General features: G+C 57.9%; 23 protein-coding genes and 1 pseudogene. 10 read left to right on the forward strand and 14 right to left on the reverse strand.

Translation table 11 applies throughout. The annotated features are described in order from the left end of the window. The first annotated feature begins 42 nt into the window (after window positions 1-42). From B6S08_RS03560 to B6S08_RS03580, 5 genes are all read left to right on the forward strand, one after another. Window positions 43-975, forward strand: a complete 933-nt coding sequence (locus tag B6S08_RS03560; protein WP_094199389.1) for an AEC family transporter — start codon at window positions 43-45, stop codon at window positions 973-975. 177 nt (window positions 976-1,152) lie between these two features. Beyond that, complete coding sequence (locus B6S08_RS03565) at window positions 1,153-2,148, forward strand: TRAP transporter substrate-binding protein (RefSeq protein ID WP_094199390.1); 996 nt, start codon at window positions 1,153-1,155, stop codon at window positions 2,146-2,148. A gap of 17 nt (window positions 2,149-2,165) precedes the next feature. After that, window positions 2,166-2,690: a TRAP transporter small permease subunit gene (locus B6S08_RS03570; RefSeq protein ID WP_094199391.1), complete on the forward strand. Its 525-nt coding sequence runs from the start codon at window positions 2,166-2,168 to the stop codon at window positions 2,688-2,690. Continuing rightward, complete coding sequence (locus tag B6S08_RS03575) at window positions 2,687-3,973, forward strand: TRAP transporter large permease (RefSeq protein WP_094199392.1); 1,287 nt, start codon at window positions 2,687-2,689, stop codon at window positions 3,971-3,973. Before B6S08_RS03570 ends, B6S08_RS03575 begins: the two co-directional genes overlap by 4 nt. A 57-nt stretch (window positions 3,974-4,030) precedes the next feature. Continuing rightward, window positions 4,031-4,936: a SphA family protein gene (locus B6S08_RS03580; protein ID WP_094199393.1), complete on the forward strand. Its 906-nt coding sequence runs from the start codon at window positions 4,031-4,033 to the stop codon at window positions 4,934-4,936. A 40-nt stretch (window positions 4,937-4,976) separates the two neighbouring features. On the opposite strand, the gene B6S08_RS03585 is transcribed toward B6S08_RS03580, so the two are convergent. Then, window positions 4,977-5,885, reverse strand: a complete 909-nt coding sequence (locus B6S08_RS03585; RefSeq protein WP_094199394.1) for a helix-turn-helix domain-containing protein — start codon at window positions 5,883-5,885, stop codon at window positions 4,977-4,979. A gap of 131 nt (window positions 5,886-6,016) precedes the next feature. Here B6S08_RS03585 and pobA point away from each other — a divergent pair, with 131 nt between their 5' ends. Both pobA and tatA read left to right on the forward strand, forming a co-directional pair. Then, window positions 6,017-7,201, forward strand: a complete 1,185-nt coding sequence (gene pobA, locus B6S08_RS03590) for a 4-hydroxybenzoate 3-monooxygenase (RefSeq protein ID WP_094200530.1) — start codon at window positions 6,017-6,019, stop codon at window positions 7,199-7,201. Window positions 7,202-7,361: 160 nt separating this feature from the next. Further along, window positions 7,362-7,499: pseudogene (gene tatA / locus B6S08_RS03595) on the forward strand (twin-arginine translocase TatA/TatE family subunit); the annotation flags it as partial. A gap of 408 nt (window positions 7,500-7,907) precedes the next feature. Here tatA and B6S08_RS18670 read toward each other — a convergent pair. Further along, window positions 7,908-8,114, reverse strand: a complete 207-nt coding sequence (locus B6S08_RS18670) for a LysR substrate-binding domain-containing protein (RefSeq protein WP_211284147.1) — start codon at window positions 8,112-8,114, stop codon at window positions 7,908-7,910. Window positions 8,115-8,119: 5 nt separating this feature from the next. Beyond that, on the reverse strand, window positions 8,120-8,803 hold the full coding sequence (locus B6S08_RS03600; protein ID WP_211284148.1) for a LysR family transcriptional regulator: 684 nt from the start codon (window positions 8,801-8,803) through the stop codon (window positions 8,120-8,122). Between the two features lie 167 nt (window positions 8,804-8,970). Between B6S08_RS03600 and B6S08_RS03605 the strand changes: the two genes are divergently transcribed. From B6S08_RS03605 to B6S08_RS03615, 3 genes are read left to right on the forward strand one after another with little or no spacing between them, the layout of a single operon-like run. Continuing rightward, window positions 8,971-9,669, forward strand: a complete 699-nt coding sequence (locus tag B6S08_RS03605) for a CoA transferase subunit A (protein WP_094199395.1) — start codon at window positions 8,971-8,973, stop codon at window positions 9,667-9,669. Between the two features lie 51 nt (window positions 9,670-9,720). Continuing rightward, window positions 9,721-10,383 (forward strand): CoA transferase subunit B, encoded by a 663-nt coding sequence (locus B6S08_RS03610; RefSeq protein ID WP_094199396.1) that lies wholly within the window; start codon window positions 9,721-9,723, stop codon window positions 10,381-10,383. 19 nt (window positions 10,384-10,402) lie between these two features. After that, window positions 10,403-11,584 carry an acetyl-CoA C-acetyltransferase gene (locus tag B6S08_RS03615; protein ID WP_094199397.1) on the forward strand — a complete coding sequence of 394 codons (1,182 nt, stop codon included), beginning with the start codon at window positions 10,403-10,405 and terminating at the stop codon, window positions 11,582-11,584. A 360-nt stretch (window positions 11,585-11,944) separates the two neighbouring features. Here B6S08_RS03615 and betT (B6S08_RS03620) read toward each other — a convergent pair whose 3' ends face one another. The 11 genes from betT (B6S08_RS03620) to betT (B6S08_RS03665) form a co-directional block, all read right to left on the reverse strand. After that, a complete protein-coding gene (gene betT / locus B6S08_RS03620; RefSeq protein ID WP_094199398.1) occupies window positions 11,945-13,981 on the reverse strand; it encodes a choline BCCT transporter BetT in 2,037 nt (678 codons plus the stop codon). Window positions 13,982-14,158: 177 nt separating this feature from the next. Next, window positions 14,159-15,160: a 3-hydroxyacyl-CoA dehydrogenase NAD-binding domain-containing protein gene (locus tag B6S08_RS03625; protein WP_094199399.1), complete on the reverse strand. Its 1,002-nt coding sequence runs from the start codon at window positions 15,158-15,160 to the stop codon at window positions 14,159-14,161. A gap of 65 nt (window positions 15,161-15,225) precedes the next feature. Continuing rightward, on the reverse strand, window positions 15,226-15,990 hold the full coding sequence (locus B6S08_RS03630; RefSeq protein ID WP_094199400.1) for an SDR family NAD(P)-dependent oxidoreductase: 765 nt from the start codon (window positions 15,988-15,990) through the stop codon (window positions 15,226-15,228). Window positions 15,991-16,001: 11 nt separating this feature from the next. Continuing rightward, window positions 16,002-16,976, reverse strand: a complete 975-nt coding sequence (locus tag B6S08_RS03635; protein ID WP_094199401.1) for a PDR/VanB family oxidoreductase — start codon at window positions 16,974-16,976, stop codon at window positions 16,002-16,004. A 52-nt stretch (window positions 16,977-17,028) separates the two neighbouring features. Beyond that, the gene (locus tag B6S08_RS03640) at window positions 17,029-18,456 is read right to left on the reverse strand and encodes a gamma-aminobutyraldehyde dehydrogenase (protein WP_094199402.1); all 1,428 of its coding nucleotides are present in this window, start codon (window positions 18,454-18,456) and stop codon (window positions 17,029-17,031) included. Between the two features lie 23 nt (window positions 18,457-18,479). Then, window positions 18,480-19,409 carry a 3,5-dioxohexanoate:acetyl-CoA acetone transferase gene (gene kce, locus B6S08_RS03645; protein ID WP_094199403.1) on the reverse strand — a complete coding sequence of 310 codons (930 nt, stop codon included), beginning with the start codon at window positions 19,407-19,409 and terminating at the stop codon, window positions 18,480-18,482. A 12-nt stretch (window positions 19,410-19,421) separates the two neighbouring features. Beyond that, the gene (locus B6S08_RS03650; protein WP_094199404.1) at window positions 19,422-20,186 is read right to left on the reverse strand and encodes an SDR family NAD(P)-dependent oxidoreductase; all 765 of its coding nucleotides are present in this window, start codon (window positions 20,184-20,186) and stop codon (window positions 19,422-19,424) included. 71 nt (window positions 20,187-20,257) lie between these two features. Next, on the reverse strand, window positions 20,258-21,403 hold the full coding sequence (locus B6S08_RS03655) for an aromatic ring-hydroxylating oxygenase subunit alpha (RefSeq protein WP_211284149.1): 1,146 nt from the start codon (window positions 21,401-21,403) through the stop codon (window positions 20,258-20,260). A gap of 553 nt (window positions 21,404-21,956) precedes the next feature. Beyond that, complete coding sequence (locus B6S08_RS18380; RefSeq protein WP_169716360.1) at window positions 21,957-22,115, reverse strand: hypothetical protein; 159 nt, start codon at window positions 22,113-22,115, stop codon at window positions 21,957-21,959. A 34-nt stretch (window positions 22,116-22,149) separates the two neighbouring features. Further along, on the reverse strand, window positions 22,150-23,757 hold the full coding sequence (locus B6S08_RS03660; protein WP_094199406.1) for a sodium:solute symporter family protein: 1,608 nt from the start codon (window positions 23,755-23,757) through the stop codon (window positions 22,150-22,152). A gap of 267 nt (window positions 23,758-24,024) precedes the next feature. Continuing rightward, entirely contained in the window at window positions 24,025-26,118 is a 2,094-nt protein-coding gene (gene betT / locus B6S08_RS03665; RefSeq protein ID WP_094199407.1) for a choline BCCT transporter BetT, read from the reverse strand. Between the last annotated feature and the right edge of the window lie 6 nt (window positions 26,119-26,124).

Raw genomic sequence — 26,124 nt, forward strand, 5'->3', positions numbered from 1 at the left:
GGCACCTATCAAACAGATACATCACAGAGAATTAATTGCCCCATGCTGGCCATCATATCCATTACCGCCCCGATCTTTCTGCTGATCGGCATGGGCTACAGCGCCGTGCGCTGGCGCCTTATCCCTGCCGACACCATTCCCGGCCTGGGCCGTTTCGTACTCTACTTCGCCATGCCCGGCCTGATCCTCAGCACCCTGAGCAAAATGCGCATAGAGGAAGTCATCGAGCCCGGCTTTATGCTGGCCTATGGCCTGGGCTCCTTGCTGCTGATGGGGCTCGGATTGATACTGTTTCGCCTGCTGCGACAGGATCCGGTGCTAGCTTCCCTCAAAACCATGGGCATGGTGATGCCCAACACCCCCTACTTCGGTTTTCCGGTGCTGCTGCAGGTGGTGGACAGCGTGGCCGGCCAGGCCCTGGCCATGGCTATGCTGGTGGAAGCCATGCTGATCATTCCCCTGTCGATGGCGTTGCTGGAGTTTTACTCTTCACGGGACGACAGCCAGTATCTGGGGAAGGTGCTGCTCACCCTGCCCAGACGGGTACTGCGCAACCCCATGATCATCGCCATTCTCGCCGGCCTGCTAATTGCCCTGCTCGAGCTGCGCCTGCCCCAGGCCATCGGCACCACCCTGGACATGCTGGGCCGGGCCTCGGCGGCGGTGGCCCTGTTCGTGATCGGCGCTTCTCTGGTAGGCAGACCGCTCAAGGGCAAGGTAGGCGGCATGGTGCCGGTGATGGCGGGCAAGCTGGTAGTCCATCCGCTGCTGGTGGGGCTGATGATCTGGCTGCTGCCGCCCTTTAATCCCGATCTGCAATTGGCGCTGCTGCTGCTGGCCGCCATGCCCATGATGAGCATCTATCCCATTATTGGCAGCCAGTACGGTCAAAGATACTTCGCCGCCGGCACCCTGTTGCTGACCACCCTGAGCGCCTTTGCCAGTGTCTCGCTCCTGCTGTTGTTTGTACGCTGACCGATATCGGGTCGGCCCAGGGGCTGGCCCGACTTTATACGCAAAACGATATAGAAGGAGACAGACTTTTCATTTTCCCATTCCTTCCCGGTACTTTAACTTTGTTTCACTAATGAAAAATAAATGTGAATCACTTGATGGCGCTGTGCCTTCAAAAACAACGCGGGGAAGGATCCTATGAAAAAAGTTGCTACTTTGACCCTGAGCGCCCTGCTCGTCAGTCCGTTCAGTCAGGCCGCCGACTACACACTGCGCTTCTCCCATTTCTGGCCGGCCAGCTCCGGCATTCATCAGGGCTTTGAAGAATGGGGTCAGTCCCTGGAGGCCGCCTCCGATGGGCGCCTGCAGGTGGAGTTTTACCCGGCCCAGACCCTGACCAAGGCCCCGCAGAGTTATGACGGGGTCAAGATGGGTATCGCCGACATTACCGCCACCGTACAGGGCTACACCGCCAACCGCTTTCCCCTTACCCAAATCATGGAGCTGCCCGGCATGGTCGACTCGGCGGTACACGGCTCCTGCGTACTGCAGTCGCTCTTTGACGAGGGCCTGATCGCCAAGGAATACGACGACACCCAGGTGCTCTACCTCTTTACCCACGGTCCCGGCTATCTGCATACCCGGGACCAGGCCATCACCACCCCGGACGATCTGGCCGGCCTCAAGATCCGCCGGCCCACTACCGTGGTGGCCCAGCTGCTTGAGTCCCAGGGCGCCCAGCCGGTGGGCATGCCGGCGCCGGAGACCTATCCGTCCCTGCAACGGGGCGTGCTCGATGGCGTGGCCTTTCCTTGGGAAGCCATGAAGGTGTTTCGCACCAATGAGCTGGCCAGTTATCACACCGAGGTCAACCTCTACACCCTGTCGTTTATGGTCACCATGAATAAACGGGTCTATAACCGCATGCCGGACGATCTGAAAGCCGTGCTGGCCGACCACTCCGGCCAGGAATGGTCACAAAAGCTGGCGCAGGTGTTTGACGATCTCGACCACGCCGGGCGGGCCGAAGCCAGCGAGGCCGGCCATCAGCTGATCCCGGTGCAGCAGGCCGACTGGCAGCCGGTGTTCGAGCAGGCCGCCCAGACCTATTTGTCGGGGCTGGAGAAACGCCGTCTGCCCGCCAATGAAGTCTACCAGCGGGCCCTTGAGCTCGCCGACGCCTGTCGCGCCTGATCTAGGGAGATCAACTGATGAATAGCCTGACCCGACTGACGGACAGGGTAGCCCTGCTGATGTACTGGCTCGGGGGTGTCCTGATCGTTGCCATGATGCTGATAGTGGTCGCTGATGTAGCCGCCCGGGGATTTTTTTCCCTGACCGATGGTCAGCTGGATCTGACCTTTGTGGGCGGCATTGAGCTGGTCAAGTTCAGTCTGCTGTTTTCCATGCTGCTCGCCTTTCCCCATGCGGTGGACAAGGGGCAGATAGTGGTGGATCTGTTCACCCAGCAGATGAACGCCGCCCGGCTGCGCTTTTTTACCGGTGGCTACACCCTGGGCTTCGGTCTGCTCGGCGCCGCCTGGTGCTGGCGCTTTACCGAAGCCGCTCACTCGGCCCGCCAGACCGGTGAACTGACCCAGGATCTGCTGCTGCCGATGTCCGCCATCTACCAGATCGCCTCCCTGGCCCTGGCGGTGCTGGCCCTGCGCGCCCTGCTGGTGGGAGTGAATATCGTAATGGGCACCCATGCCCCGGAACAGGAGCACCACTCATGAGCCCTGCTTTGCTTGGATTACTGTGCCTGGCCGGCATGCTGGTGATGATCGCCCTGCGCTGCCCCATTGCCCTGGCCATGGCCCTGACCGGCCTGATTGGCTTTGGCCTGATCGTGGCCTTTGAGCCGGCCCTGGCCCTGCTGGAAGCCGGGCCTTTTGAAACCCTCAGCAATTACAGTTTCAGCCCCATCCCCATGTTTTTGCTGATGGGGGTGCTGGCCTCCAAGGCCCGCATGTCCCAAGAGCTGTTCAGCGCCGCCCGCTCCCTGTTTGGTGGCTGGCGCGGCGGCATGGCCATTGCCGCCGTGTCCGCCTGCGGCACCTTTTCCGCCATCTCCGGCTCCTCGGTGGCCACCGCCGCCAGCATGTCCCGGGTGGCGCTGCCGGAAATGCGCAAGCACGGCTATGCCGACTCCCTGGCTACCGGCACCCTGGCCGCCGGCGGCACCCTGGGCATTATTATTCCGCCCAGCATCGCCCTGCTGCTGTATGCGCTGATCACCGAGCAATCGGTGGGTGACATGTTTATCGCCGGCCTGCTGCCCGGCCTGCTGGGCCTGGTGCTGTATTGCGCCACCATCGCCCTGCTGGTGTTCCGCTACCCCCATCTGGCCCAACCCGGCACCGCCACCGCCTGGAACCAGAAACTGCAGGATATGCGCGGCTTTTTACCCTTTATGCTGGTGTTCGCGCTGATTATCGGTGGCATTTACAGCGGCCTGTTCACTCCCACCGAGGCCGCCGCCATCGGTGCCGGCATCACCCTGATCATCGCCCTGGTACGTGGCATGCGCTGGCGCGGTCTGATGGAGGCGGTGTCGGAGACCCTGGCGCTGTCGGCGATGATTTTCTTCATGATCGTCGGTGCCGAGATCTTTGGTTATTTTCTGTCGGTCTCCCGCCTGTCGTTTTTTCTGGTGGAGCTGGTGGCCGAATGGCAGCTGTCCCCCTATGCGGTGCTGTTTGCCGTGCTGCTGTTGTTCGTACTGCTCGGCTGCGTGATGGACAGCATCGCCATGCTGCTGCTGACGGTGCCGGTGGTGATGCCGCTGATCCTCAGTGCCGGCTTCGATCCAGTATGGTTCGGCATTGTGGCAGTGATCACCGTGGAGCTGGGACTGATGACACCACCGGTGGGTATGAACGTGTTCGTGATCAAGAGCGTCTCCCCCGAGGTGCCGATAGGCCAGATTTACAAAGGCGTCCTGCCCTTTGTGTTATCGGATCTGATGCGACTGCTGCTGCTTATTCTGTTTCCGGTGCTGGCCCTGGGCCTGCTCTGATCATCATTCACCACCGGCGGGCCACCGCCCGCCGTGATTTAACCAAAGGACTGCTGTATGACTTGTTTAACTGTCCGGACTGCCTTCAACCCTCGCCGGGCGCTGACCCTGGCCGCCAGTCTGCTACTGATCTCACCCGCTACCCTGGCGGTCACCGGCCACTATGTGCCCGGTGTGGAAGGGATCAAGGGCTCTTCTGTGCCCCCCGCCGGCACCTATTACCGGGGCTATGGGGTACATTACGATATTGACCAGCTTAACGACGACAACGGCGACGCCCTGCCTGGCAGCAACACCGGCTCGGTGACCGCGCTGGCCAACCGCTTTATTCATATCACCGGCAAGCAGTTTCTGAACGCCGACTACGGCTTTGAAACCATAATTCCCGTCCAGCACACCTCCCTGGACTTTGAGCTGATCGGGGTCGACAGCAGCGAAACCGAAATAGGCGATATTTTTATCGGCCCTCTGATCCTGGGCTGGCACGGTCAGCAATGGGATGCGGTGTTCGCCTCCGGGGTCTGGTTCGATACCGGCAGCACCTCCGAGCCCGCTTCCGCCGGCAAGGGCTACAAGAGCACCATGATCACCCTGGGCGGCACCTTCTACCCGGACGCCGCCAAAACCTGGTCGTTCTCGGCATTGTCCCGCTACGAGATCAACTTCGATGACGACAACGGCGTCGACCGGGGCGACAGCTTTCTGGTGGAGTGGGGCCTGGGCAAGCGCCTAAACAACGGCGTTGAGTTGGGACTGATTGGCTACGATGGCTGGCAGCTGGACGAAAATACCGGTGGCGATGCCCTGCCGGGCAAGGTGGAAAAACACGCCCTGGGCCTGGAAGTGGGCTATTTCTGGCCGAGCCTGGGCTTTGGCATGACCGGCGCCTATCTCAATGAATATCGGGTAGACAATACCACCGAGGGTGATCTGTTCCGTATCGGCCTGACCAAGATCTTCTGACCCTCCCGAGCTGATATATTCTGCTTTCAGGGCCACTCCTTCAGCGGAGTGGCCCTGCTTTTTCCTCGTCGGAAACGGAGTCGAACTGCGCGATGCCCGCCTGTCGAAAGGTGTTGGGCGAGGTCCCGGCCAGACGACGGAAAAAACGGGAAAAATAGGCTGGTTCACTGAACCCCAGCAGATCGGATACTTGGCTGACCGTCATGGCGGTGTAGAGCAAGCTGCGTTTGGCTTCAAGCAACAGCCGTTGATGGATAAACTGCAATGCACTCTGCCCGCCCAAACGACGGCAGAGGGTGTTGAGGTAAGTGACAGAAATCCCCAGCGTTTCGGCATACTTCTGCACCGGCCATTGCTGTGCGTAGTGCTCTTCCACCAGCCGGGAAAAGCGGAAAAATATTTTGTGCTTTCTGGTAACAAGCTCTTCGCCATTGTCCCGCTCCAGACCCTTGCGCTGTAACCAGGTCAGCAACAGGTTAACCCAGGACGCCAGCGCCAATTGCCGCCCGGGCAAATGATGATGGTATTCCCGGGCCAACCCTTCAAACAAGGAATGTAGCAAGACTGCGTCCTCTCCTGGCTCCATGCAAAGCGACACGCTGCCAAAGGCCAGGGGCATATTCAGTGACTGCTCAAACTGGCTGACCAGCGGCACCGCCAGGGTCAGTACGCCGCCGGTCACATCCGGAGAAAAGCGAAAGCCATGCACGCACAGGGGAGGAACCCATTGCAACGCCCCCTCTCTCATAACCCTGATATCACCTTCAATATTCAGCTCGACTTCCCCCTGGTGCACATAAAGCAACTGGTAGAGATCGCCGTGCCGGTGGGGTTTGATCTCCCAGTCATGCAAGCGGCTGCGCTGAGCAATCGACTCATAGTGCAGCATATCGGGGGCCGCCCAAGGGGCCTGTTCACCATACAGCTGGAAAATCGGGATCTCGCTCACAAGAGCTCCTCTTGTTTTAAAAAGTCCAATTATAAACTTATTACGTCCCTTCTTGTTCACCTTTGAATAACCAAAAATACAATTTATCAACAATACAAGGAGAAGCCGCCTTGCCGGCTGTGGAGGAAGTGATGAAAACCCAGGTTGCCATTATTGGAGCCGGCCCGTCCGGTCTGCTGCTCGGTCAACTACTGAGCAAGGCAGGGATCGACAATGTCATTCTGGAACGCCAGACGCCCGAATATGTACTGGGTCGCATCCGCGCCGGCGTTTTGGAGCAAGGCATGGTGGATCTGCTGCGAGAAGCCGGCGTCAATGAACGCATGGAGCAGGAAGGGCTTATCCACGAAGGCTTTGAGCTGGCGCTGGATGATCGTCTCGAGCATATCGATCTTAAAACGCTGACCGGTGGCAAGACCGTAATGGTTTATGGCCAAACCGAGGTCACCCGCGATCTGATGGAAGCCCGCACCGCCGGCAACGGAAAAAGCTTTTACCAGACCAGCAATGTAGCGCTGCACGATCTCAAAACCAGTGCACCCTACATCACCTTTGATCACAACGGCGAGCGCCATCGTCTGGACTGTGACTACATCGCCGGCTGCGATGGCTTCCACGGTGTTTCCCGCAAATCCATTCCTGAAGGCGTGCTGACCGAGTTTGAACGGGTCTATCCCTTTGGCTGGCTGGGCCTGCTGGCAGACACCCCTCCGGTACACGAAGAGCTTATCTATGCCCGCCATGAGCGCGGCTTTGCCCTGTGCAGCATGCGCTCGTCCACCCGTACCCGTTACTATGTTCAGGTGCCGGCCACCGAAAAAGTGGAAGACTGGTCCGATGAACGTTTCTGGGAAGAGCTGCGCAGCCGGCTTCCCGCCGAGCAGGCGGCCAAACTGGTTACCGGCCCATCGCTGGAGAAAAGCATCGCCCCCCTGCGCAGTTTCGTGGTGGAGCCCATGCAGTACGGCCACCTCTTCCTGCTGGGCGATGCCGCTCACATAGTGCCACCTACCGGCGCCAAGGGCCTGAACCTGGCCGCCAGTGACGTGAATACCATGTTCCGCATCCTGGTCAAGGTCTACCGGGAAGGGCGCACCGATTTGCTGGAAAAATATTCAGAGGTATGTCTGCGCCGCATCTGGAAAGCGGAGCGCTTCTCCTGGTGGATGACCAGCATGCTGCATGATTTTCCGGAGAACGATGCCTTTACCAAGCGCATGCTGCAGACCGAGCTGGAGTATTTCGTGGGCTCGGAAGCCGGCCGCAAGACCATTGCGGAAAACTATGTCGGCCTGCCCTATGAAGACATAGAGTAAATCACAGATGAAATCGGCCAGAATGATAGGGGCAAGTTCTGGCCGATGACATCACAACCTATCGTAACCTGAGACGGTATTGATAAGGCACCAGGGTCATTTACCCTGTTGCATGATCTGAGAATAACTCTCGACTATTTAGACGGAGGTAGCAATGGGAATGGGTGGCATCAGTATATGGCAACTTATCATCGTGGCATTAATCCTAGTACTGTTATTTGGCTCAAAGAAAATGCGAAGTTTGGGGAGTGATCTGGGCAGTGCTATTCAAGGATTCAAGAAAAGCATGCAAGAAGATTAAAAACAACCCCCCCCTAAACAAAACAATAACAGCGCCATTCCTAGACATGATTACATAGTTATACAAGGAAGTATCAAAAAAGTAGGTTATAAACTTTTTGCAGCATCAGGCTTGTCGCGGGCAGTCTGAATAATCTTGTATATTCGAAGTCACTCTCGGCAATACAGGGATGGTAAGATAGGTCTGAGCTCAGTCCTTTGGATGTAGAGTTGGTTTTGTTTGCCGACCGATCAGATCACACAAATAAACTGAGCTCCCTTCCTCCTGTTAACCACTATTCGGAACAGCTATTTAAATATCGCCGGCCCACTTTTTCAGGCTGCAGCTGTGGCGATACGGAATACCTTCAGCCAAATATGATTTGCCATCTTTTCCTTAATACTGGTCTGGCAAGCTCGTGCCAGTTTAACCCAAAGGTGGAACCGATGAAGCAACCAGTGTGTCGTGAAGTGCCTGGGCGGCCATAGATAATTCGTGCTCCGTCTTGGTCAGAATACCGACCTGTCTTTCGATTACCGGATCATGCAACGGCACACAGCGCGCCCCTAGTTCGTGCATCTGCTCGATGCACAGTGCCGGTACCGCACTGACCCCGAGCCCAGCCCCTACCATACGACCTACTGTGGCCAAAACTGGTGGCTTTCAAAGGCAACCGGCAAGGTCAGTTTCCACTCCCGCAGATGCTGCTCCAGCATCAGACGTACCGCCGACGGCCGTTGCAACGAAATAAAGGGGTGCTCCAGCAACTGTTGCCAGCCAACGACCTGCAGCCTAGCCAGCACTGACTCAGCCGGTACCACGGCAACGAACCGATCCAGGTACAGGGGAGTAAAGTGCAGGCTGATGGATGGGGCGGGCTCAAAGGCAATCCCCAGTTCAACGTAGCAGTCCTGCACCATCTCAATGACCTGCTCGTTGATCACATCGTTTACAGTTACATTGATATCCGGATAACGGTTCCGGAAATCCCGCAACAGCGCAGGCAGCAGGTTGCCGGCAAAGGACGGCATGGCCGCTATGGCTACCCGCCCCTGACGCAGGGTGAAACGCTGGCGCAGTTCATCCTGCACATTGTCCCACTCAGCCATCAGGCGCCGCGCCAATGGCAGCAATGCCTCCCCTTCAGGGGTCAGACGCACATGTCGGGTGGTACGACTGAACAGCCGTCCCCCCAGGCTGTCTTCCAATGCCTTGATATTGAGGCTCAGTGCCGACTGGGACAGGTGTACCCGCTCACAGGCCTGGGCGAAATTCAGGGTTTGCGCTACCGCGATAAAGGCGCGAAGTTGCTTTGCCGTCATGGAATCAATGAACTCCCTTTCGTTGGCGCCAGAGATAGCACTCTCACTCGCCAGTAGACTGTTTTAATAAACCAATCAATCAATGAAAAAAACAAACTTAACAAATTAATAACCTAACAAGATACTCTTTTACATCAGTCCGAAAGTACATAAAAAGAGGAAATGGTATGGCAGGTTTCGATAAGCGAGTGGGCTCCTATGCAGAAGCCCTTGAAGGCCTTGAGAATGGCATGACTCTTCTGGCCGGTGGATTTGGTTTGTGCGGTATCCCCGAAAACCTGATTGCCGAGATCAAACGCAAGGGGACCCGGGAGCTGACCGTGGTCTCCAACAACTGCGGAATAGACGGCTTTGGTCTCGGTATCCTGTTGGAAGACCGGCAAGTCCGCAAAATGATCTCTTCCTACGTGGGAGAAAATGCACTGTTTGAGCAGCAACTGCTTAACGGTGAGCTGGAAGTGGAGCTGACGCCTCAGGGCACACTGGCCGAAAAGTTGCGCGCTGGCGGTGCCGGCATTCCCGCTTTCTATACCGCCACCGGTTACGGCACGCTGGTTGCCGAAGGCAAGGAAGTACGCGAGTTCAATGCTCGTCCCCACATTTTTGAGCAGGCCATTACCGGCGATTTTGCCATCGTCAAGGGCTGGAAAGCCGATCATTTCGGCAACGTGGTCTACCGCCATACCGCACAGAACTTCAACCCCCTGGCCGCCACCGCCGGCAAAATCACCGTGGTCGAAGTCGAGGAAATTGTCGAGCCCGGCGAGCTGGAGCCAAGCCAGATCCATACCCCGGGTATCTATGTGGATCGCATTATCTGCGGCAAGTTCGAGAAGCGTATCGAAAAGCGAACCCTGCGTGGCTGAGCCAGCAGGATGCCGGCATCTATCCATTGAATCAGTAAAAGAGGCAATAACATGGCACTTTCCCGCGAACAAATGGCCCAGCGTGTCGCCCGCGAATTGCAGGACGGCTTTTACGTCAATCTGGGCATCGGCATCCCCACCATGGTGGCCAACTATGTCCCTGAAGGCATGGAAGTCATGCTTCAGTCCGAAAACGGCCTGCTCGGCATGGGCGCCTTTCCTACCGAGGAAGAGTTGGACGCCGATATGATCAACGCCGGCAAACAAACGGTCACCGCGCGCACTGGCGCTTCCATTTTTAACTCGGCTGAGTCTTTCGCCATGATCCGCGGCGGGCATGTTGATCTGACCGTGCTGGGTGCCTTTGAGGTGGACGTCAACGGCAACATTGCCTCCTGGATGATCCCGGGCAAGCTGATCAAGGGCATGGGCGGCGCCATGGATCTGGTGGCGGGTGCCGACAATATCATCGTCACCATGACCCATGCGTCAAAAGGCGGAGAGTCCAAGCTGCTCCCTCACTGCACCCTGCCATTGACCGGCGCCGGCTGCATCAAGCGGGTACTCACCGATCTCGCCTACCTGGAGATCGCCGATGGCGCTTTTATTCTGCGCGAGCGGGCACCGGGTGTCAGTGTGGAAGAGATCAAGACCAAAACCGCCGGCAAGCTGATCGTGCCCGACCATGTACCGGAAATGACCTTCGCTAACTAACATGATCTAGGAGAGCATTATGCAAGACGTTGTTATCGTTGCCGCCACCCGTACGCCTATCGGCAGCTTTCAGGGGGCATTGGCCAACATTCCAGCCCATCGGTTGGGCGCCATTGTTATCCGTCATCTGCTGGAGCAGACCAGTGTAAATCCGACTGATGTGGATGAAATCATTCTCGGACAGGTACTGAGCGCCGGCGTCGGCCAGAACCCCGCTCGCCAGGCAGCCATTGCAGCTGGCCTGCCGGTCACTGTGCCGGCCATGACCTTGAACAAGGTCTGCGGATCCGGGCTCAAGGCACTGCAACTGGCCAGCCAGGCCATTCGTTGCGGTGATGCCGACATCGTGATCGCCGGCGGCCAGGAAAACATGAGCCTGGCCCCTTACGTGCTGCCCAAGGCCAGAACAGGCCTGCGTATGGGCCATGCCGAGCTGGTTGACAGCATGATCCAGGACGGCCTGTGGGATGCCTTTAACGACATTCACATGGGCATCACGGCCGAAAACCTGGTGGAGAAATACAGCATCAGCCGCGAGCAACAAGATGCCTTTGCCGCCGCCTCCCAGCAAAAGGCCATGGCCGCGATCGAAAGTGGCCGTTTCCGCCAGGAAATCTGTCCGGTGACCATCCCCCAGCGTAAGGGTGAGCCCCTGCTGTTTGATACCGATGAGCAGCCCCGCCCCGGTATTACTCCGGAATCTCTGGCCACGCTGCGGCCTGCCTTTCGCAAGGACGGCAGTGTTACCGCCGGCAATGCCTCCAGCCTGAATGACGGAGCCGCCGCCGTGCTGCTGATGAGCGCCAACCGGGCTCGGGCTATGGGCTTGCCGGTGCTGGCCCGAGTCAGTGCCTGTGCCAGCGCCGGTGTGGAGCCCACCATCATGGGCATAGGACCGGTGCCGGCTACCCGTCGCTGCTTGGAAAAAGCGGGCTGGCCCCTGGAGCAGTTAGACTTGATTGAAGCCAACGAGGCTTTCGCCGCCCAGGCCCTGGCGGTAGGCAGAGAGCTGGGCTGGGATCCGGAGCGTGTCAATGTCAACGGCGGCGCCATTGCCCTCGGTCATCCCATCGGGGCCTCGGGCTGCCGGGTGCTGGTCACCCTGGTACATGAGCTGGTACGGCGTAATGCCAGCCGAGGGCTGGCTACCCTGTGCATCGGCGGCGGCCAGGGCGTGGCCATGGCCATAGAGCGCCCCTGAGTCGTTACCACTCCGATATTTTTTATCATCCGGCCGCTCTTTTACACACACAATAAGCCCCGCAACAAGGGGCTTTCTTGTATGCAAGTGCTCATACCTTGCTGACTCCGGAAATACTTCAAGGGCTGTTCGCCCACACTACATCAGCAATGGGCCCACACTCGGCCCACTACCACTCTCACGATGCCAGTACCCATTGCTGCTCTCAGGTGCTGAGTCATACCAATCAGATTAAACCTTTGTTCAGACTGTCATCCTGACGAAAGTCGCCGCTGCCCCCCCAAAAAAAAGCATAACCTGATGCAACATCAGGTTATGCCTGTTCCTTTTTAGCCATTGAGGCGGATTAGGTATTCTCATTCACGCCATGTCAGGCAATCTTCCGTCCGGAACAATCGTATACCCGGGATCGTTATCATTGCTGGTCAAAGCCTGTATCTGGACAAAGTGCTCGAACTCGAACACCAGGTCATGCAGCACATCATCAAACTGATAACCGGCCAAGCAGCTGCCCTCTTTACCACCCGCCAGAAACACCCTCAATGCCACCTCCGTGGACCGAGTGTCCGACAATGGCTCATGACACAGAAACAGAGGTTGCGGCCTGATTTCGTAGACAAAATAAAGTTCATCGCGCCACTGCACTTTTAATGTCAGACAAGCGCCATTCGAGTCAATATTCTGCTGCTCAACGGTTACCGTTTTGCCATTCTCCCTGAGCTCCTGAGCAAACATCTCTACCGCTGGGCGTACCGTGTTATTCAGAAATCCGGTGATCTCAACCTTGCCCCCTCGTTTCAGTGTGGCATGCAGCCTCTGGCGCCAGTCCTCCCCAAAGGCCATCGCTTGCCTCTTCGGTATCACCTGCCCGTCCACTTCCCGTGCCAGCGCCTTGTATAACCCCGCGATACTGGCAAACAAGACCAAGGAAAACGGCAACGCCGCTATGACTACCACACTTTGCAGAGCATTCAGGCCACCGGCCAGCAGCAGCACTATGGTAACGGCACCGATAATGGCCGCCCATAACGCACGCAGATAAGCTGGAGCATCACTGTCGGCTCCCGGCAAGACCGAAGTGAAATTTGCCAGCACCAGTGCACCGGAGTCGGCCGACGTCACAAAGAAGAGCACTGCGAGTACCAGCACAACCGCCGTGGTCAGCCCCACATAGGGATATTGCTCCAACAAGGTATAAATGGTGCTCTGTGGGCTGTTCAATGCCTGTTCGCCCAGCGCCTTCAGACCCTGGCTGGCAACCAGCTCAATGCCCGAATTTCCGAATACCGACATCCAGGCTATCATGAAACCAAGGGGGATCAGCAGGGCCCCAATGGCAAACTCTCGCAGGGTGCGCCCCTTTGAAATTCGCGCCAAAAACATGCCGATAAACGGGGTCCAGGCGATCCACCAAGACCAGAAGAACACCGTCCACCAGCCTTTCCATTGCTGAGCCTGCTCACCGGAAAGCGCGTAGGTATTAAAGCTTAGCGCCACAAAGTCTGTGACATAATCACCGATATTCAACACCAGCGTGTCCAGCAGCCCCAGAGTATTACCCTGATAAAGCACGAACAGCAATAATCCAGTGGCCAGCAGCATGTTGACTTCGGATAACCGGCGAATACCCTTGTCCACGCCGCTCATGGCAGAAAAGGCCGCGATAATGACCACGGCGATAATCAAGAAAACCTGATTCGTCAGGTTCTCGGGCAAGCCGAACATGATGCCTAGGCCATAGTTCAGCTGCATGACGCCTATCCCGAGGCTGGTGGCGATACCGAAGACGGTGCCGATCACGGCGGCAATATCCACCAGGTAACCGATGGGTCCGTTGATACGCTTGCCGAGCAGTGGAAACAGCGTGCTGCGAATGGCCAGCGGCAGCTTGTGACGATAGCTGAAATAGGCCAGCGCCGCCCCCATCAGTGCATACATGGCCCAACCGGTCAGCCCCCAGTGGAAGAAGGTCTGGGGCACGGCGTGGCGTATAGCCTCTCGGCTTTCAGGCGCAAGTTCGGGGGGAAGCAGGTAATGCGACAAGGGTTCGGCGACACTGAAAAACAGCACGTCAATCCCGATGCCGGCGGCAAACAGCATGGCGGCCCAGGAGATCAATGAAAATTCGGGCCTGGCGTCATCGGTACCCAGACGCACCTTGCCGAAGCGAGACAGGCTGATATACAGAATAAACACCAGATAGGCCACGGTGGCCAGCATGTAATACCAGCCGAAGGTATGGTTGACCCAGGCCAGCCCTTCACTGAACACCTGCGCGGCCTGGTCGGTATATAAAATGGCGTATAGAAGAAAAAAGACTACACCGGACAATGAACCGTAGAAGATAGTCGAATTGATATGGAACCCACCCACTTCCCGGGGTTTAACATCTGTCATAAGAATCCATCCTTTGCGTAATGTGAAGTCTGTTGTTGGCAACTGGTACTATCGGTAGCGCCATACCTCCGTTGATTCCTGGTTTGTCTTCTGTGCTCCTGTTGACGGTGCCTGAATAAACAGGCCGGCTATTGATCGCCGGCCTGTCTGTCAATCCATCACAACCAGTAATTTGCCCTAGCGGGCAGTGACCAGCCGAGCCTTGGAAGTTTGCTCGTGAGCATCTGTCTGCAATGCGTATTGTATGGCCCGGCTGGCCTCCACTATTTTGCTGTCACGCTCATAGGCCAGCGAATCAAAGCTTCGGCCGTTCTCCTCAGCCTGCACCCCGGACAGCAGTTGCTCTATCACCTCGGGGGTCAGTCGCGGATCGCCCAGATCATCCCACCAGCGGTGGAAAGAAGGCCCGAAACGCTCGCAGAACACGCCCAGTCCGTGGCCGCCACTGCCCAGGTTGAACAGCATGTGTGGCCCCATGACCGACCAGCGCAGCCCGGGCCCGGCATAGACCGCCTTGTCCACGTCTTCAACACTGGCGACCCCTTCCACCACCAGGTGAATCGCCTCACGCCACAGAGCAGCCTGCAGCCGGTTGGCCACATGCCCGGGTACTTCCTTGTTGACCCGAATCGTCACCTTGCCGCAGGCCGCATAGAACTGCTCGGCCAGCTCCAGCACGCCGCCGTCGGTCTTGTCGTTGCCCAGCAGCTCCACCAGCGGGATCAGGTGAGGCGGATTGAAGGGATGGCCCAGGATAAAGCGGCCGGGTTTTTTCCAGCCATCCTGCATCTCTTTTACCAGCAGGCCGGACGCACTGGAGGCGACAATGGCATCGGCGCGCAGGTGCGGCTCGATACGGGCATACAAATCGTGTTTGATTTCGATGCGCTCGGGCACACTTTCCTGTACAAACTGGGCCCTGACTACCGCCTCCTCCGGGGTGCGGAAGAAGCGCACCCGATCCATGGCACCATTGACCGTCAGCCCCAGCCGCGCCAGGCTCGGCCAGGCATGCTCCACATAATCACGCACGAAGGCCTCGGCGTTTTCGGAAGGATCATAGACATCAACCTCCAGCCCCGCCGCCAGAAACAGGGCGGTCCAGCTGGCGCCTATGGTGCCGGCACCCAGAATGGCCGCCACCTTTACCTCCCGAGGAAAATCAACCCGCTTGTTCATTTGCTACCTCTCTTAAAACAGCCATTCACACGTCAATATTTAACCGGTAGACACGACCGGACGACTTAAAACAGGCCGGGCTGCAGCGGCGATGCTGCCGTCAGTCCGCCGTCCATCACGAACATCTGTCCGCTGGCATAGGCCGCATCGTCAGACGCCAGCCAGAGCGCCAGACCGGCGACATCTTCCGGCTTGCCAAAACGCCCCACCGAATGGCGCGCCAGTGCATCGCGTTTGGCGGCCTCCGGGTTGACCGCCAGATCGAAGCCCGCCTCGGCCATTTCGGTCATGATCCAGCCCGGGCAGATGGCATTGCAGCGCACACCGTCCTTGCCGTGGTCCACCGCAATCGAGCGGGTCAGACCGTGCACAAAGGCTTTGGAGGCGTTGTAGATGGCCATGCTGGGATCCGACACGTTGGCGCTGATGGAGCCCAGGTTGATAATGACCCCCGCTCCCTCGTGGCCCAGATCCGGGATCAGCTCGCGACAGCACAGGAATACCGCCTTAGCATTGACTCCCATCACCAGCTCCCAGTCGTCATCCGTGGTCTCGGTCACCGTCTTTTCTACCTGCACTCCGGCGTTGTTGACGAGAATGTCCACCTGGCCGAAGGTCTCGAGCGCGACGCTGCGCACCCGCTTTACATCCTCCAACCGTGACAGATCCGCCTGCACCCAGCTCACCGCCTCGGGCAGATCCGCCGGGCGCTCGCCCCTGCCGCAGCTCAGCACTCGAGCACCGTTGGCAACATAACGATCCACCACGGCACGGCCGATACCCCGGCCACCGCCGGTAACAATTGCAACTTTTCCTTCCAGGGAAGACATGGTTATCTCCATTAAAGATCGAGTACCAGACGATCGGACTTGGCTCGCGAGCAGCAAACCGCCATCACGTCATTCATGCTTTTTTCATCTTCGGTCAGGATCTGATCCCGGTGCTCGGGCTCCCCTTCCAGCACATCGGTCAGGCAGGAGCCGCAGACCCCCTCTTCACAGATGGTGTCGATATCGAACCCGTTTTCTTTCAGCACCTTGAGTGCCGTTTTCTCGGCCGGTACCTCCAGCTCCATCTTCGAACGGCAGAGATAGATACGGAACGGCCGGTTCTCGCCGGTAACCACAGGGGATGCCTTGAAGCGCTCGAAATGCACGGTCCCGGCCGGCCAGTGGGACGATGCGGCTTCAACGGCATCCATCAACCCGCCCGGACCACAGCAATACAGGTGCCGCCCCGGCACCACTTCGGCCAGCAGTGCGCGCAGATCCAGCCCCTTGGAGGGATCACCGCCATCAAAATGCAGCTGCACCCGGTCGCCGAAGGGCGCTGCGTTTTTCAGCCAGTCGACAAAGGCCGCATCCTCCGCATGGCGGGCGCAGTAGTGCATCTGAAAGGGGCTGCCAACGTGATGCAGTGCAAGCGCCATCGACAATATCGGCGTCACCCCGATACCGCCGGCAATCAGCAGCGACGAAGCTGCCTCCTTGGCCAGCGGGAAATGATTGACGGGACCACTGACACTGATCCGGTCACCCACCTTGAGTTCATGCATAAAGCGGGAGCCACCGCGGCTGGCAGGATCCTTGAGCACGGCCACGCGATAGCTGTGACGAATACCGGGCCGATCATAGAGCGAGTACTGCCGGGTCAGGCCATTGTCCAGGTGCATGGCCAGGTGCGCCCCCGCCTCGAACGGCGGCAGGGCTTCGCCGCTTTCCAGCGCCAGTTCGACGCTGCGTATATTTCTGGCTTCATCCTTCACGGCGCGCACGATCAGCGGTTGTTTGTCCAGCGGTGTAATGGGGTTGCGCATGGGCGTCACCTCTCCTTGATTCAGGCCCGGCTGCGACCGGGCCAGGCTGCTGTTACAGATGGGCAATCTGTACGTGACGCACCGAGGTATAGCCCTCCAGGGCATACACCGACATGTCACTGCCATAGCCCGAGGCCTTCATGCCGCCATGGGGCATTTCCGAGGTCGCCACCCCATGGGTATTGACCCAGGTAATGCCGCAGCGCAGCGCGGCAGCCACCTTCATCGCCTTGCCCGTATTCTGGGTCCAGATGGACGACGCCAGACCGAACTCGCTGTCGTTGGCAAGCGTAATGCCCTGCTCCACGCCGCTGAACGGGGTGATGGAGATCACCGGCCCGAAGACCTCCTTCTGCACGATTTCGTCCTGCTGGCGCGCATTGGCAATCACGGTTGGGGCATAGAAAAACCCCTTGTCCTGCAACCGGTACCCGCCGGTCACCACCTCGGTGTGGGCCAGCTCCCGCGCCCGCTCCACAAAGCCAGCCACATGATCCAGGTGTCGGCCCGAGATCACAGGTCCCATTTCCGTGCTGCCGTCATTCGGTTGACCCACCCTGATGGACGAAACCGCCTGCGCCATCTCCGCCACGAAGTTGTCGTAGATGCGGTCTTCCACATAGAAGCGACAGGGCTGGGTACAGTCCTGCCCGGCATTGAAGAAGGCGGCCCCCCGCAATGTCTCGATAGCCGCCGACACATCGGCATCATTGAACACCAGTACCGGCGCCTTGCCACCAAGCTCCATGTGGGTATGCATGATATTGCGCGCTGAAGCTTCCAGAATCCGGCTGGCCGTCTCGGGCCCGCCGGTCAGCGACACCAGCTCCAGATCCGGGTTGTTGATCAGGGCATTACCTGTGGTCGAGCCGCGGCCGGCAACCACATTGACCACGCCCCTGGGGAAGATCTCTGCGGCCAGTTCGGCCAGGCGCAGGGTGGTCAGCGGCGTCATCTGTGACGGCTTGAGTACCAGCGGACAGCCCGCGGCCAGCGCCGGGGCTATCTTCCAGGCTGCCATCATCAGCGGGTAGTTCCAGGGGGCGATGGAGCCCACCACCCCCACGGGGTCGCGGCGGATCATGGAGGTGAAGCCCTGTACATACTCCCCGGCGGTCGAGCCGCTCATGCTGCGGGCGGCGCCGGCCATAAAGCGGAACACATCGATGATCAGCGGCATTTCATCCGCCTTCGCCGACGCCAGCGGCTTGCCGTTGTTGAGCGACTCCAGCATCGCAAACTCATCCAGCCGTGCCTCCAGCGCATCGGCCAGGGCCAGCAGGTGCGCCGCACGCTCTGCGGGGGTGGTGCTGGACCAGGCGGGAAAGGCCGCCTTCGCCGCCGCCACCGCAGCAGCCACCTGTTCCGGGGTGGCCTCGGCGATCTCGACAATCACCTCTTCCGTTGCCGGGTTAAGCACCCGTACGATCTCGCCGTCACCGGCCACCAGTTCGCCATTGATCAGATTTTTTATTTGCATGTTCCGACTCCCGTTAGTGCCAATCAAAAACCGACCTGGTCTTTGCCCTTGAGCCCCAGCCTTTCACGCGCCTCATCCGGGGTGGCGACCTTCAGACCCAGCTCTTCGACGATACGGCGGATCTTTTTGACCTGCTCTGCATTGGAGGCCGCCAGCTGACCGGCGCCGATATACAGGTTGTCTTCCAGGCCGACCCGCACATTACCCCCCATGATGGCGGACTGGGTGGCGAACGACATCTGGTTGCGCCCGGCCGCCAGCACCGACCACTCGAAGCTATCGCCAAACAGCTTCTTGGCGATGCTGTGCATATGGGTCATGTTGTCGGGATCCGCCCCCACGCCACCGAGAATGCCGTAGATCATCTGAATGAAGAACGGCGGCTTGATCAGCCCCTTGTCGACGAAATAGGCCAGGTTATAGAGGTGGCCCAGGTCGTAACATTCGAACTCGAAGCGGGTGCCATGGGTCTCGCCCAGCTCACGCAGGGTGTACTCGATATCCTTGAAGGTGTTCTTGAACACAAAGTCACGGGTCATGTCGAGGAACTCGGGTTCCCAGTCATGCTGCCATTCCTTGTGTTTCTGCAGCAGCGGGAAAATACCGAAGTTGATCGATCCCGCATTCAGCGACGCCATCTCGGGGCGGGTGACCAGCGCCGCTTCCAGCCGCTGCTCCAGGGTCATGCCCAGGCCGCCCCCGGTAGAGACATTGATGACCGCATCGCAGTGGTTCTTGATCACCGGCAGAAACTGCATGAACACCTTCGGATCCGGTGTTGGCCGGCCGGTTTCCGGATCACGGGCATGCAGATGAATGATGGACGCCCCCGCCTCGGCCGCCGCAATGGACTCAGCCGCTATCTGATCTGGTGTGATCGGCAGGTGTTTGGACATGGTCGGAGTATGGATGCCACCGGTGACCGCACAGGTAATAATGACGCTCTTGGACATGGCTCTTCTCCCTTACAGACGCATTTGCTGAACTTGCGCGGTCAGGCCGCCATCCAGAACCCACAGCTGGCCACTGGCATAGACGGATTCGTCCCCCGCCAGCCAGTTGACCAGGCTGGCAATGTCGGCCGGCGTGCCGTAACGGCGCATGGGGTGAATGCGGCGCACCTCTTCCTTGAGGCTCTCGATATTGCCGGAGCTGCCAAAAAAGCTTTGCAGCATAGGGGTATCGATAAAACCCGGGCAGACCGCGTTGACCCGGATGTTTTCGGGGCCGTAATCGCAGGCCATGGCCTTGGTCAGGGCATGCACCGCACCCTTGGTAGCGCAATAGGCGGCCAGGCTCGGATCGGCGATAAAACCGTCGTAGGAGCCAAAGTTGATAATGGAGCCACCACCAGCCCGGCGCATTAGCGGCACCGCATACTTGCAGACCAGAAACATGCCAGTCACGTTGATCGAGAAAATACGGTTCCAGTCGTCGAGAGAGGTTTCTTCAATGGTTTTCTCGATTTCAATGGCGGCGGCATTCACCAGGATATCCAGCTGGCCGTATTTCTCTCCCACCTTTGCCATCAGTGCGTGAACATTGTCTTCATTGGTCACATCCAGCCGTTCAAAGCAGACCGCCTCCGGCAGTGCGCCTTCTCCCTGTGCAATATCCGCGGCAATTACCGTTGCCCCTTCATTGGCAAAGCGTTCACAGATCCCGCGACCGATACCACCGCGACCACCTGTTACTAGTGCCACCTTGCCCCGCAGCTGTCCCTGAGCCATATATCACCTCATGTTTGGATATTCAGAATAAACTTGGAGGACATCCCCTCCAGGAAAACCAGTAATTGACGTTACCTGACGGCCTGTTTGTAGGCGTCAAGCAGCAGACCATGAAAATGATGCAGCGCATGCTCACTCAGACCGGAGCCAGCGGGATCATTGACAATACGGCCGCTTTCAAAGGCCGGTGTGCTCATTCCGCGCTGCACGCTTTCGACCAGATCGATATCCTCCTGCTGCAGGACATCGCGAATGTATTTGATCGCTTCTTCTTCCTGTTCGGTCGGCTCCGCCGTTTCGAAATAGAAGTCGTAGGTTTCTATGGTGTGGTCCGGCCCCACGGGGATGATATTGAGCACCAGGAAGTTATTGCGCCCGGGGTAGCGCATCAGGCAGGTATTGGGCCACAACCACCAGACCGCATGGTCGTCGCAGCTACCGCCCTCGACGCTGTAGGCGCTGTTCTCCCCCTTGGAGCCCTTGGCCATATGGCTGGAATAGATGCCATGGGTGGTCACCTTGTAGGTATCAAACTGCAGCAGGGTGCAGAAATCCTTATGCGCCGTCGGGCAGTGGTAGCACTCCAGAAAGTTGTCGACCACATTCTTCCAGTTCGACTTGATATCGAAGGTCAGCCGGCGGGCCAGGGTCAGATCCTTGATATCAGGGGCAAACTCATTAATTTCAGTGGCAAGGTTACCGGTCTGTTCTGCCAGTGATTTCGCCTCGGGGTCGAGGTTCACATAGATAAAGCCGCAGAACTCCTCAACCTTGACCTGATCCAGGCAGATATCCCCCTTGTTGAAATCAATCAGGCTGTCGGTGTGCGGCGCATTGCGCAGGTTGCCATCCAGGTTGTAGCTCCAGGCGTGGTACGGGCAGGTCATGACCCGGGCCTTGCCTTCTCCCTCGAGCAGGTGGTGCGCCCGGTGCTTGCACACATTGTAGAAGGCACGCAATTCACCGCTGCGATCGCGCACTACGGCAATGCTTCGTCCCTGCACATCCGCGACATAGTAGGCACCCGGCTCACGCACCTTCTCCATATGACATACCCACTGCCAGGTACGGTGGAAAATCGTTTCACGCTCCAGATCCAGAAACTTCTGTTCGGTATAGCACTGGGCATTCAGGGTAAAAGACGCATTTGGATCGGCTTCGTCATATCGGCCTTTGGCCACCTGGATCTCTGCATCGGAAATATATACGCCCATCATTACTCTCCTGTCGGTAGATAAACTGTTCCGGCCTAAACCTGATCGTCCAACACGCCGGATGTTACCAAGACGTTACGTCCTTGAACTGGGGTCACTGTAGCTCGCCCCAAAGCGCACGCTCAAACGATGAATATCTGGGCAAATGAGTTAAAAAAGTTAAGGCATTTTCAGGCTTTGACTTAGCCGGATGCGTGTCATAGCGGTAATACGGATGCCCCATGACGTGGGTGTGTCGAAGGTCAGGGTCTGGCGCTCAGGCGTTGGTATTAGGCCGCCATATGACGGGTAGGCAAGACACTCCAGAAAGGAGCATCGAAGAGTGAACATGTGGCTTATCACCAACCGGCTACATCTGAAATAAACACAATGGGGGCTAAACAGGCAGGTAAATTCAATTCAAACATAAAGAACTGAGAGCTTGAGGAATGGAGTGCCGCGCCCCAGCGGAATAGAAGACAGGACGCGCTAACAGCGACTGCTCAGGCACTGCAGGCTATGTCGGGTCCCCCGGCGTGGCCGGGGGATTCGTATTTCATTCAGGCCCGTTATGTTCTCAGGTCAATGACTTGCCATTTCTCCTCGACATCACCGTGACTTCAGGCTTCTCGGCCATGACTCTGGAATACGCCTTGTTGACCTGCCAGTGCGCCAGGGCTCCCACCATAAACATGGACAGACCAAAGCCGATCGATAACAGTAGTTCACCGCTCATATCAGTTTTCTCCTTGTTTGCAAAAGGCCGAATATCAGCCCCCCACGGCGTTGCCGTAAGGCAGCGCATACATCACTACCAGGAATACTGAGGTCGCCACCCCGAGCACCATCAGAGCCTTTGACCATACCAGCGTCTGCCTGAGTTCGCCGGCATCGAACTCCGACGCCGGGGTGCGGTGAATCTGAAGGCGGTAATCGGATTCCTGCTGGCTGACCCGCGTCATGCGGGAAATCAGCATAATGGTGGCAATACTGAGTACCAGGCCAACGATAAAGGGGTCCAGATATACCGGCAGCTCGAGCACACCGAATTTACTCAGCAACTTGGCGGCAATATTTCCGATAAAACCGGCAAGAATGCCCCAGAAGGCGGCGGCTTCGGTAATATGCCGGCTCCAGATACTCATAAAGGCCACGGGTCCCCAGGACGACGCGAACAACGTGCCGGCAAAATAGGTAATCCACATCACCGCCGGGGGCTGCGCATACGCCAGCACCAGCACGATCAGACCGACAACCAACATGGTCCAGCGTGTGATACGCAGGCTGGATGCGTCCGTCCGCCCCTTGAACCGGACGATATCGTGACTGACGCTAAAACCGATCAAGGACAAAAAGGTAGATGCCGAAGACAACGCTGCCGCCATCAGGCCGGCCATCAGCAATACTCCCAGCCAGGTCGGCATCATGTTCATCGCGGCCCAGATAATGGCCTTGTTGGAGGTCTCGATATTTGGGTTATCGAGGTTGATCGCCGCCCCGCTCACCACCAGTGCGATATAAAGCAGCATCAGTATGCCACCTGAGATGCAAGCCGAACGGATCACTGTATGTTCATTACGCGCCATCAGGTAACGACTGGTTTGCCACGGGCTGACCGCCAGCACCGTCGCCCAGGACACACCCAGGATAAGGGCCCAGATCAGCGCCTCACCCGGTGTGCTCCAGTAGGCCCCGTCACCGTTGACCCCATGCCAGGCGATGATATCCGGTTTCGCCTCGTAGGTGGCCAGGGCCTGAATGGTGTCGAACCAGCCTCCGGAACCATCGACGATGTAAGGAAGTGCCAGAAAGGCCACGACCGTAAACAACAGGAACATCAGTGTATCCGTGATGACGACCCCTTGAGAGCCGGAGTACAGGGTAAACAGGGTATATCCCAGCCAGACAATCAGCAGGGTCAAGCCATAGGGAATATCCACCACCTCGGAGATAATCAGCGAAGCCCCCTGGGTCACCGCCAGCAGATAGGCCGCCAGCCCCACCACAATGGTGATACCGGTGACCACCTGTACCCTGCGACTATTGAAGCGCCGGCCAAAATACTCAGGCAGAGTCAGCGCTCCACTACGGCGCACAAAACGACCAAAGAATAGCGCGCCGACAACATAGCCCGTGGTATTGATGGCAATCAGCACCAACAACAGGAAGCCATAACCTTCGTAGGCAAAGCCGGTTTCTCCCAAAAATGCATTGGTGCTCAGGAAACTGGCCACCAGAGTGCCGACAATCAGCAAGGTCGGCGAGCGCCGGCCGGCAACAAAATAATCATCCAGTCCTTTCACTTTACGGCCGGCATAATTGCCGACCAGAACGTATAGCAAAATACTGACCGCTATACCGACAGAAAACATATCCATGGATATCTCCCTATTATCACATGTCCTTGATGTAAATTGCTTGAGCATAAAAACGGAAGAAAACATCAAAAAACTATCTTGCGTCCCCGTCATTCTCAAACGATGAATACCAAGGCAAATGCATTAAATTATTTAAGACAGCAACAAGGATTGACTGAATGGCAAAAGAGTGCCGGCGGTCGCAGGCAGAAACGGCGATATACCGTAACAAAGGAATGGTGAACCCCAGCAAAAACGGCCAGGTCGGTGAGACCCTGGCCGTTGTCTTTACACTGGTTGCTCCTGGTGTTCACCTGTTGTGTCATGGCCAGTCGCGCTGCGGGTGGCGGTGAGCAGCTCCCTTTCCATTTCATGGTCGGGAATCGCCCCCAGATGCCCCGCCAAACCCGCTTCGGTCAGGAAACTCAGGTGCTGCTGAAACTCGTTCAGCACATCATGGACGACCTGCAGCCGGGTATAGCCATTCAGATCCTGTCCCACACTACCATCGGCCAGGTGCACATCGAGGCGCAGATAGTAGTCATCATCCGCAGGCAGAAAACTCGGTGGTTGCATACGCCGGGTGCGGATCTCGTAGCTAAAGCTCGGCGCCCCCTCAAAGTCGACCCGCAACATGGGACACGGCAACTGTGCTTCACCGGTTTCCCGCTCGGTGAGGCTGGCTTGCTGACCACGCGATGTCAGCTCTTCAACCAGCTCGGTCAGGGCCGGGCGAATGGCGTGGCGTATGGTGGCCTCGGCCCGATCATGGGTGGCTCCGTCCAGGGTGCGATCAAGCCGTTCACGCCAGTCAAGAGCAGCACCATTACCGGTCACCGCCTGCTGGCGTGCTTCCAGCTTGCCGGTTTCTATCCTCAGCGAGCGGTACAGGCCAAATATCACCAGAAAGATAACCGCCGAAAATGGCAGTGCACTGATCACCACTGCACTCTGCAGCGTTCGCAGACCGCCGGCCATCAGCAGAGCCAGGGTGATCAGACCAATCAACACCGACCAGAAAATGCGCAGGCGAACCGGCGCATCATGATTCACATCGCGCAGTATATAGGTGAAGTTGGACAACACCAGGGCGCCGGAATCGGCCGAGGTCACAAAGAAGATAATACTCAGCAGGGTCACCAGGCTGGCGGTGAGCCCCACCCAGGGCAGCTGTTCGAGGAAGGTATAAATGCTGGCCTGCGGCATGTTGACCGCCTGCTCTCCCAGTACCACCAGCCCCTGCTCCACTAGGTTGATACCGCTGTTGCCAAACACGGACATCATCACCATCACAAAAATCAGCGGAATAAACAGAGCGCCGGCGACAAACTCGCGAATGGTGCGACCACGGGAAATACGCGCCAGAAACAGGCCGATAAACGGCGCCCAGGCAATCCACCAGCTCCAGAAGAACACAGTCCAGCCACTGAACCAACCCTGAGCCTCGGAATTATAGGCATAGGTTTCAAAGCTTTTGCCGGTGAGTGCGGCAATATAGTCACCCACATTCATCACCAGGGCATTGAGCAACATCAGGGTGTCTCCCTGCAGCAGCACAAATAACACCACGGCGGCCACCATCAGCAGGTTGAACTCGGACAGCCGGCGTATGCCCTTGTCTACCCCGCTCACCACCGACAGGGTCGCCAGGGTCACCACCAGCGCAATCAGCAGCACCTGTGCCGTCAGCCCCTCAGGCACATCAAACAGATAGGACAGCCCGTAGTTCATCTGCATCACGCCAATGCCCAAGGCGGTGGCAATGCCAAACACGGTAGCCAGCACGGCCGTAATATCGACGGCGTCACCTACCGGTCCGTAGATGCGCTTGCCCAGCAGGGGATAGAGGGTGGAACGGATGGCCAGCGGCAAGCGGTGACGATAGCTGAAATAGGCCAACGCCAAGCCCATCAGCACATACACGCCCCAGCCCGAGATCCCCCAGTGCATAAAGGTCTGAACAATGGCACGACGATGAGCCTCCGCCCCACCTCCGATACCGACCGGTGGATTGAGATAATGTGTCAGCGGCTCGGAAACCACAAAAAACAGAATGGCTCCGCCAAGGCCGGCAGCAAACAGCATGGCCGACCAGGATAGCAGCGAAAATTCCGGTCGCGAGTGATCCGGGCCCAGCCGTATCTTGCCAAAGCGCGAGGCACCAACCGCCAGTACAAATACCAGGTAGACGACGATGGCCAGCATGTAATACCAGCCAAAGGTCTGGCCAATCCAGTCCAGCCCGGCGTTGAAGAACGCCGTGGCATGGTCGGTAAAGGCGATCGCATAAATCAGAAATATCAGTATGCCGGCCACCGAACCATGGAAAACCGCCGTATTGAGGCGGCCGCCCGGCCGGCTGTCACTCACTTGCTGTGTCATGGAGAA

Source organism: Oceanimonas doudoroffii (genome assembly GCF_002242685.1).
Lineage (GTDB): Bacteria > Pseudomonadota > Gammaproteobacteria > Enterobacterales > Aeromonadaceae > Oceanimonas > Oceanimonas doudoroffii.

Excerpts from the sequence above, each read along its gene's own strand:
- B6S08_RS03560 (WP_094199389.1), top strand. The coding sequence starts at position 43 with ATGCTGGCCATCATATCCATTACCGCCCCGATCTTTCTGCTGATCGGC.
- B6S08_RS03650 (WP_094199404.1), bottom strand. The coding sequence starts at position 20,186 with ATGGCTCAGGGACAGCTGCGGGGCAAGGTGGCACTAGTAACAGGTGGT.
- B6S08_RS03660 (WP_094199406.1), bottom strand. The coding sequence starts at position 23,757 with ATGGATATGTTTTCTGTCGGTATAGCGGTCAGTATTTTGCTATACGTT.
- B6S08_RS03575 (WP_094199392.1), top strand. The coding sequence starts at position 2,687 with ATGAGCCCTGCTTTGCTTGGATTACTGTGCCTGGCCGGCATGCTGGTG.
- B6S08_RS03610 (WP_094199396.1), top strand. The coding sequence starts at position 9,721 with ATGGCACTTTCCCGCGAACAAATGGCCCAGCGTGTCGCCCGCGAATTG.
- betT (WP_094199407.1), bottom strand. The coding sequence starts at position 26,118 with ATGACACAGCAAGTGAGTGACAGCCGGCCGGGCGGCCGCCTCAATACG.
- B6S08_RS03625 (WP_094199399.1), bottom strand. The coding sequence starts at position 15,160 with ATGAACAAGCGGGTTGATTTTCCTCGGGAGGTAAAGGTGGCGGCCATT.
- B6S08_RS03570 (WP_094199391.1), top strand. The coding sequence starts at position 2,166 with ATGAATAGCCTGACCCGACTGACGGACAGGGTAGCCCTGCTGATGTAC.
- pobA (WP_094200530.1), top strand. The coding sequence starts at position 6,017 with ATGAAAACCCAGGTTGCCATTATTGGAGCCGGCCCGTCCGGTCTGCTG.
- B6S08_RS03600 (WP_211284148.1), bottom strand. The coding sequence starts at position 8,803 with ATGACGGCAAAGCAACTTCGCGCCTTTATCGCGGTAGCGCAAACCCTG.
- B6S08_RS03640 (WP_094199402.1), bottom strand. The coding sequence starts at position 18,456 with ATGCAAATAAAAAATCTGATCAATGGCGAACTGGTGGCCGGTGACGGC.
- B6S08_RS03580 (WP_094199393.1), top strand. The coding sequence starts at position 4,031 with ATGACTTGTTTAACTGTCCGGACTGCCTTCAACCCTCGCCGGGCGCTG.
- B6S08_RS03630 (WP_094199400.1), bottom strand. The coding sequence starts at position 15,990 with ATGTCTTCCCTGGAAGGAAAAGTTGCAATTGTTACCGGCGGTGGCCGG.
- B6S08_RS03655 (WP_211284149.1), bottom strand. The coding sequence starts at position 21,403 with ATGATGGGCGTATATATTTCCGATGCAGAGATCCAGGTGGCCAAAGGC.
- B6S08_RS03615 (WP_094199397.1), top strand. The coding sequence starts at position 10,403 with ATGCAAGACGTTGTTATCGTTGCCGCCACCCGTACGCCTATCGGCAGC.
- B6S08_RS03635 (WP_094199401.1), bottom strand. The coding sequence starts at position 16,976 with ATGCGCAACCCCATTACACCGCTGGACAAACAACCGCTGATCGTGCGC.
- kce (WP_094199403.1), bottom strand. The coding sequence starts at position 19,409 with ATGTCCAAGAGCGTCATTATTACCTGTGCGGTCACCGGTGGCATCCAT.
- B6S08_RS03605 (WP_094199395.1), top strand. The coding sequence starts at position 8,971 with ATGGCAGGTTTCGATAAGCGAGTGGGCTCCTATGCAGAAGCCCTTGAA.
- B6S08_RS18380 (WP_169716360.1), bottom strand. The coding sequence starts at position 22,115 with ATGAGCGGTGAACTACTGTTATCGATCGGCTTTGGTCTGTCCATGTTT.
- B6S08_RS03565 (WP_094199390.1), top strand. The coding sequence starts at position 1,153 with ATGAAAAAAGTTGCTACTTTGACCCTGAGCGCCCTGCTCGTCAGTCCG.
- B6S08_RS18670 (WP_211284147.1), bottom strand. The coding sequence starts at position 8,114 with ATGGTAGGGGCTGGGCTCGGGGTCAGTGCGGTACCGGCACTGTGCATC.
- betT (WP_094199398.1), bottom strand. The coding sequence starts at position 13,981 with ATGACAGATGTTAAACCCCGGGAAGTGGGTGGGTTCCATATCAATTCG.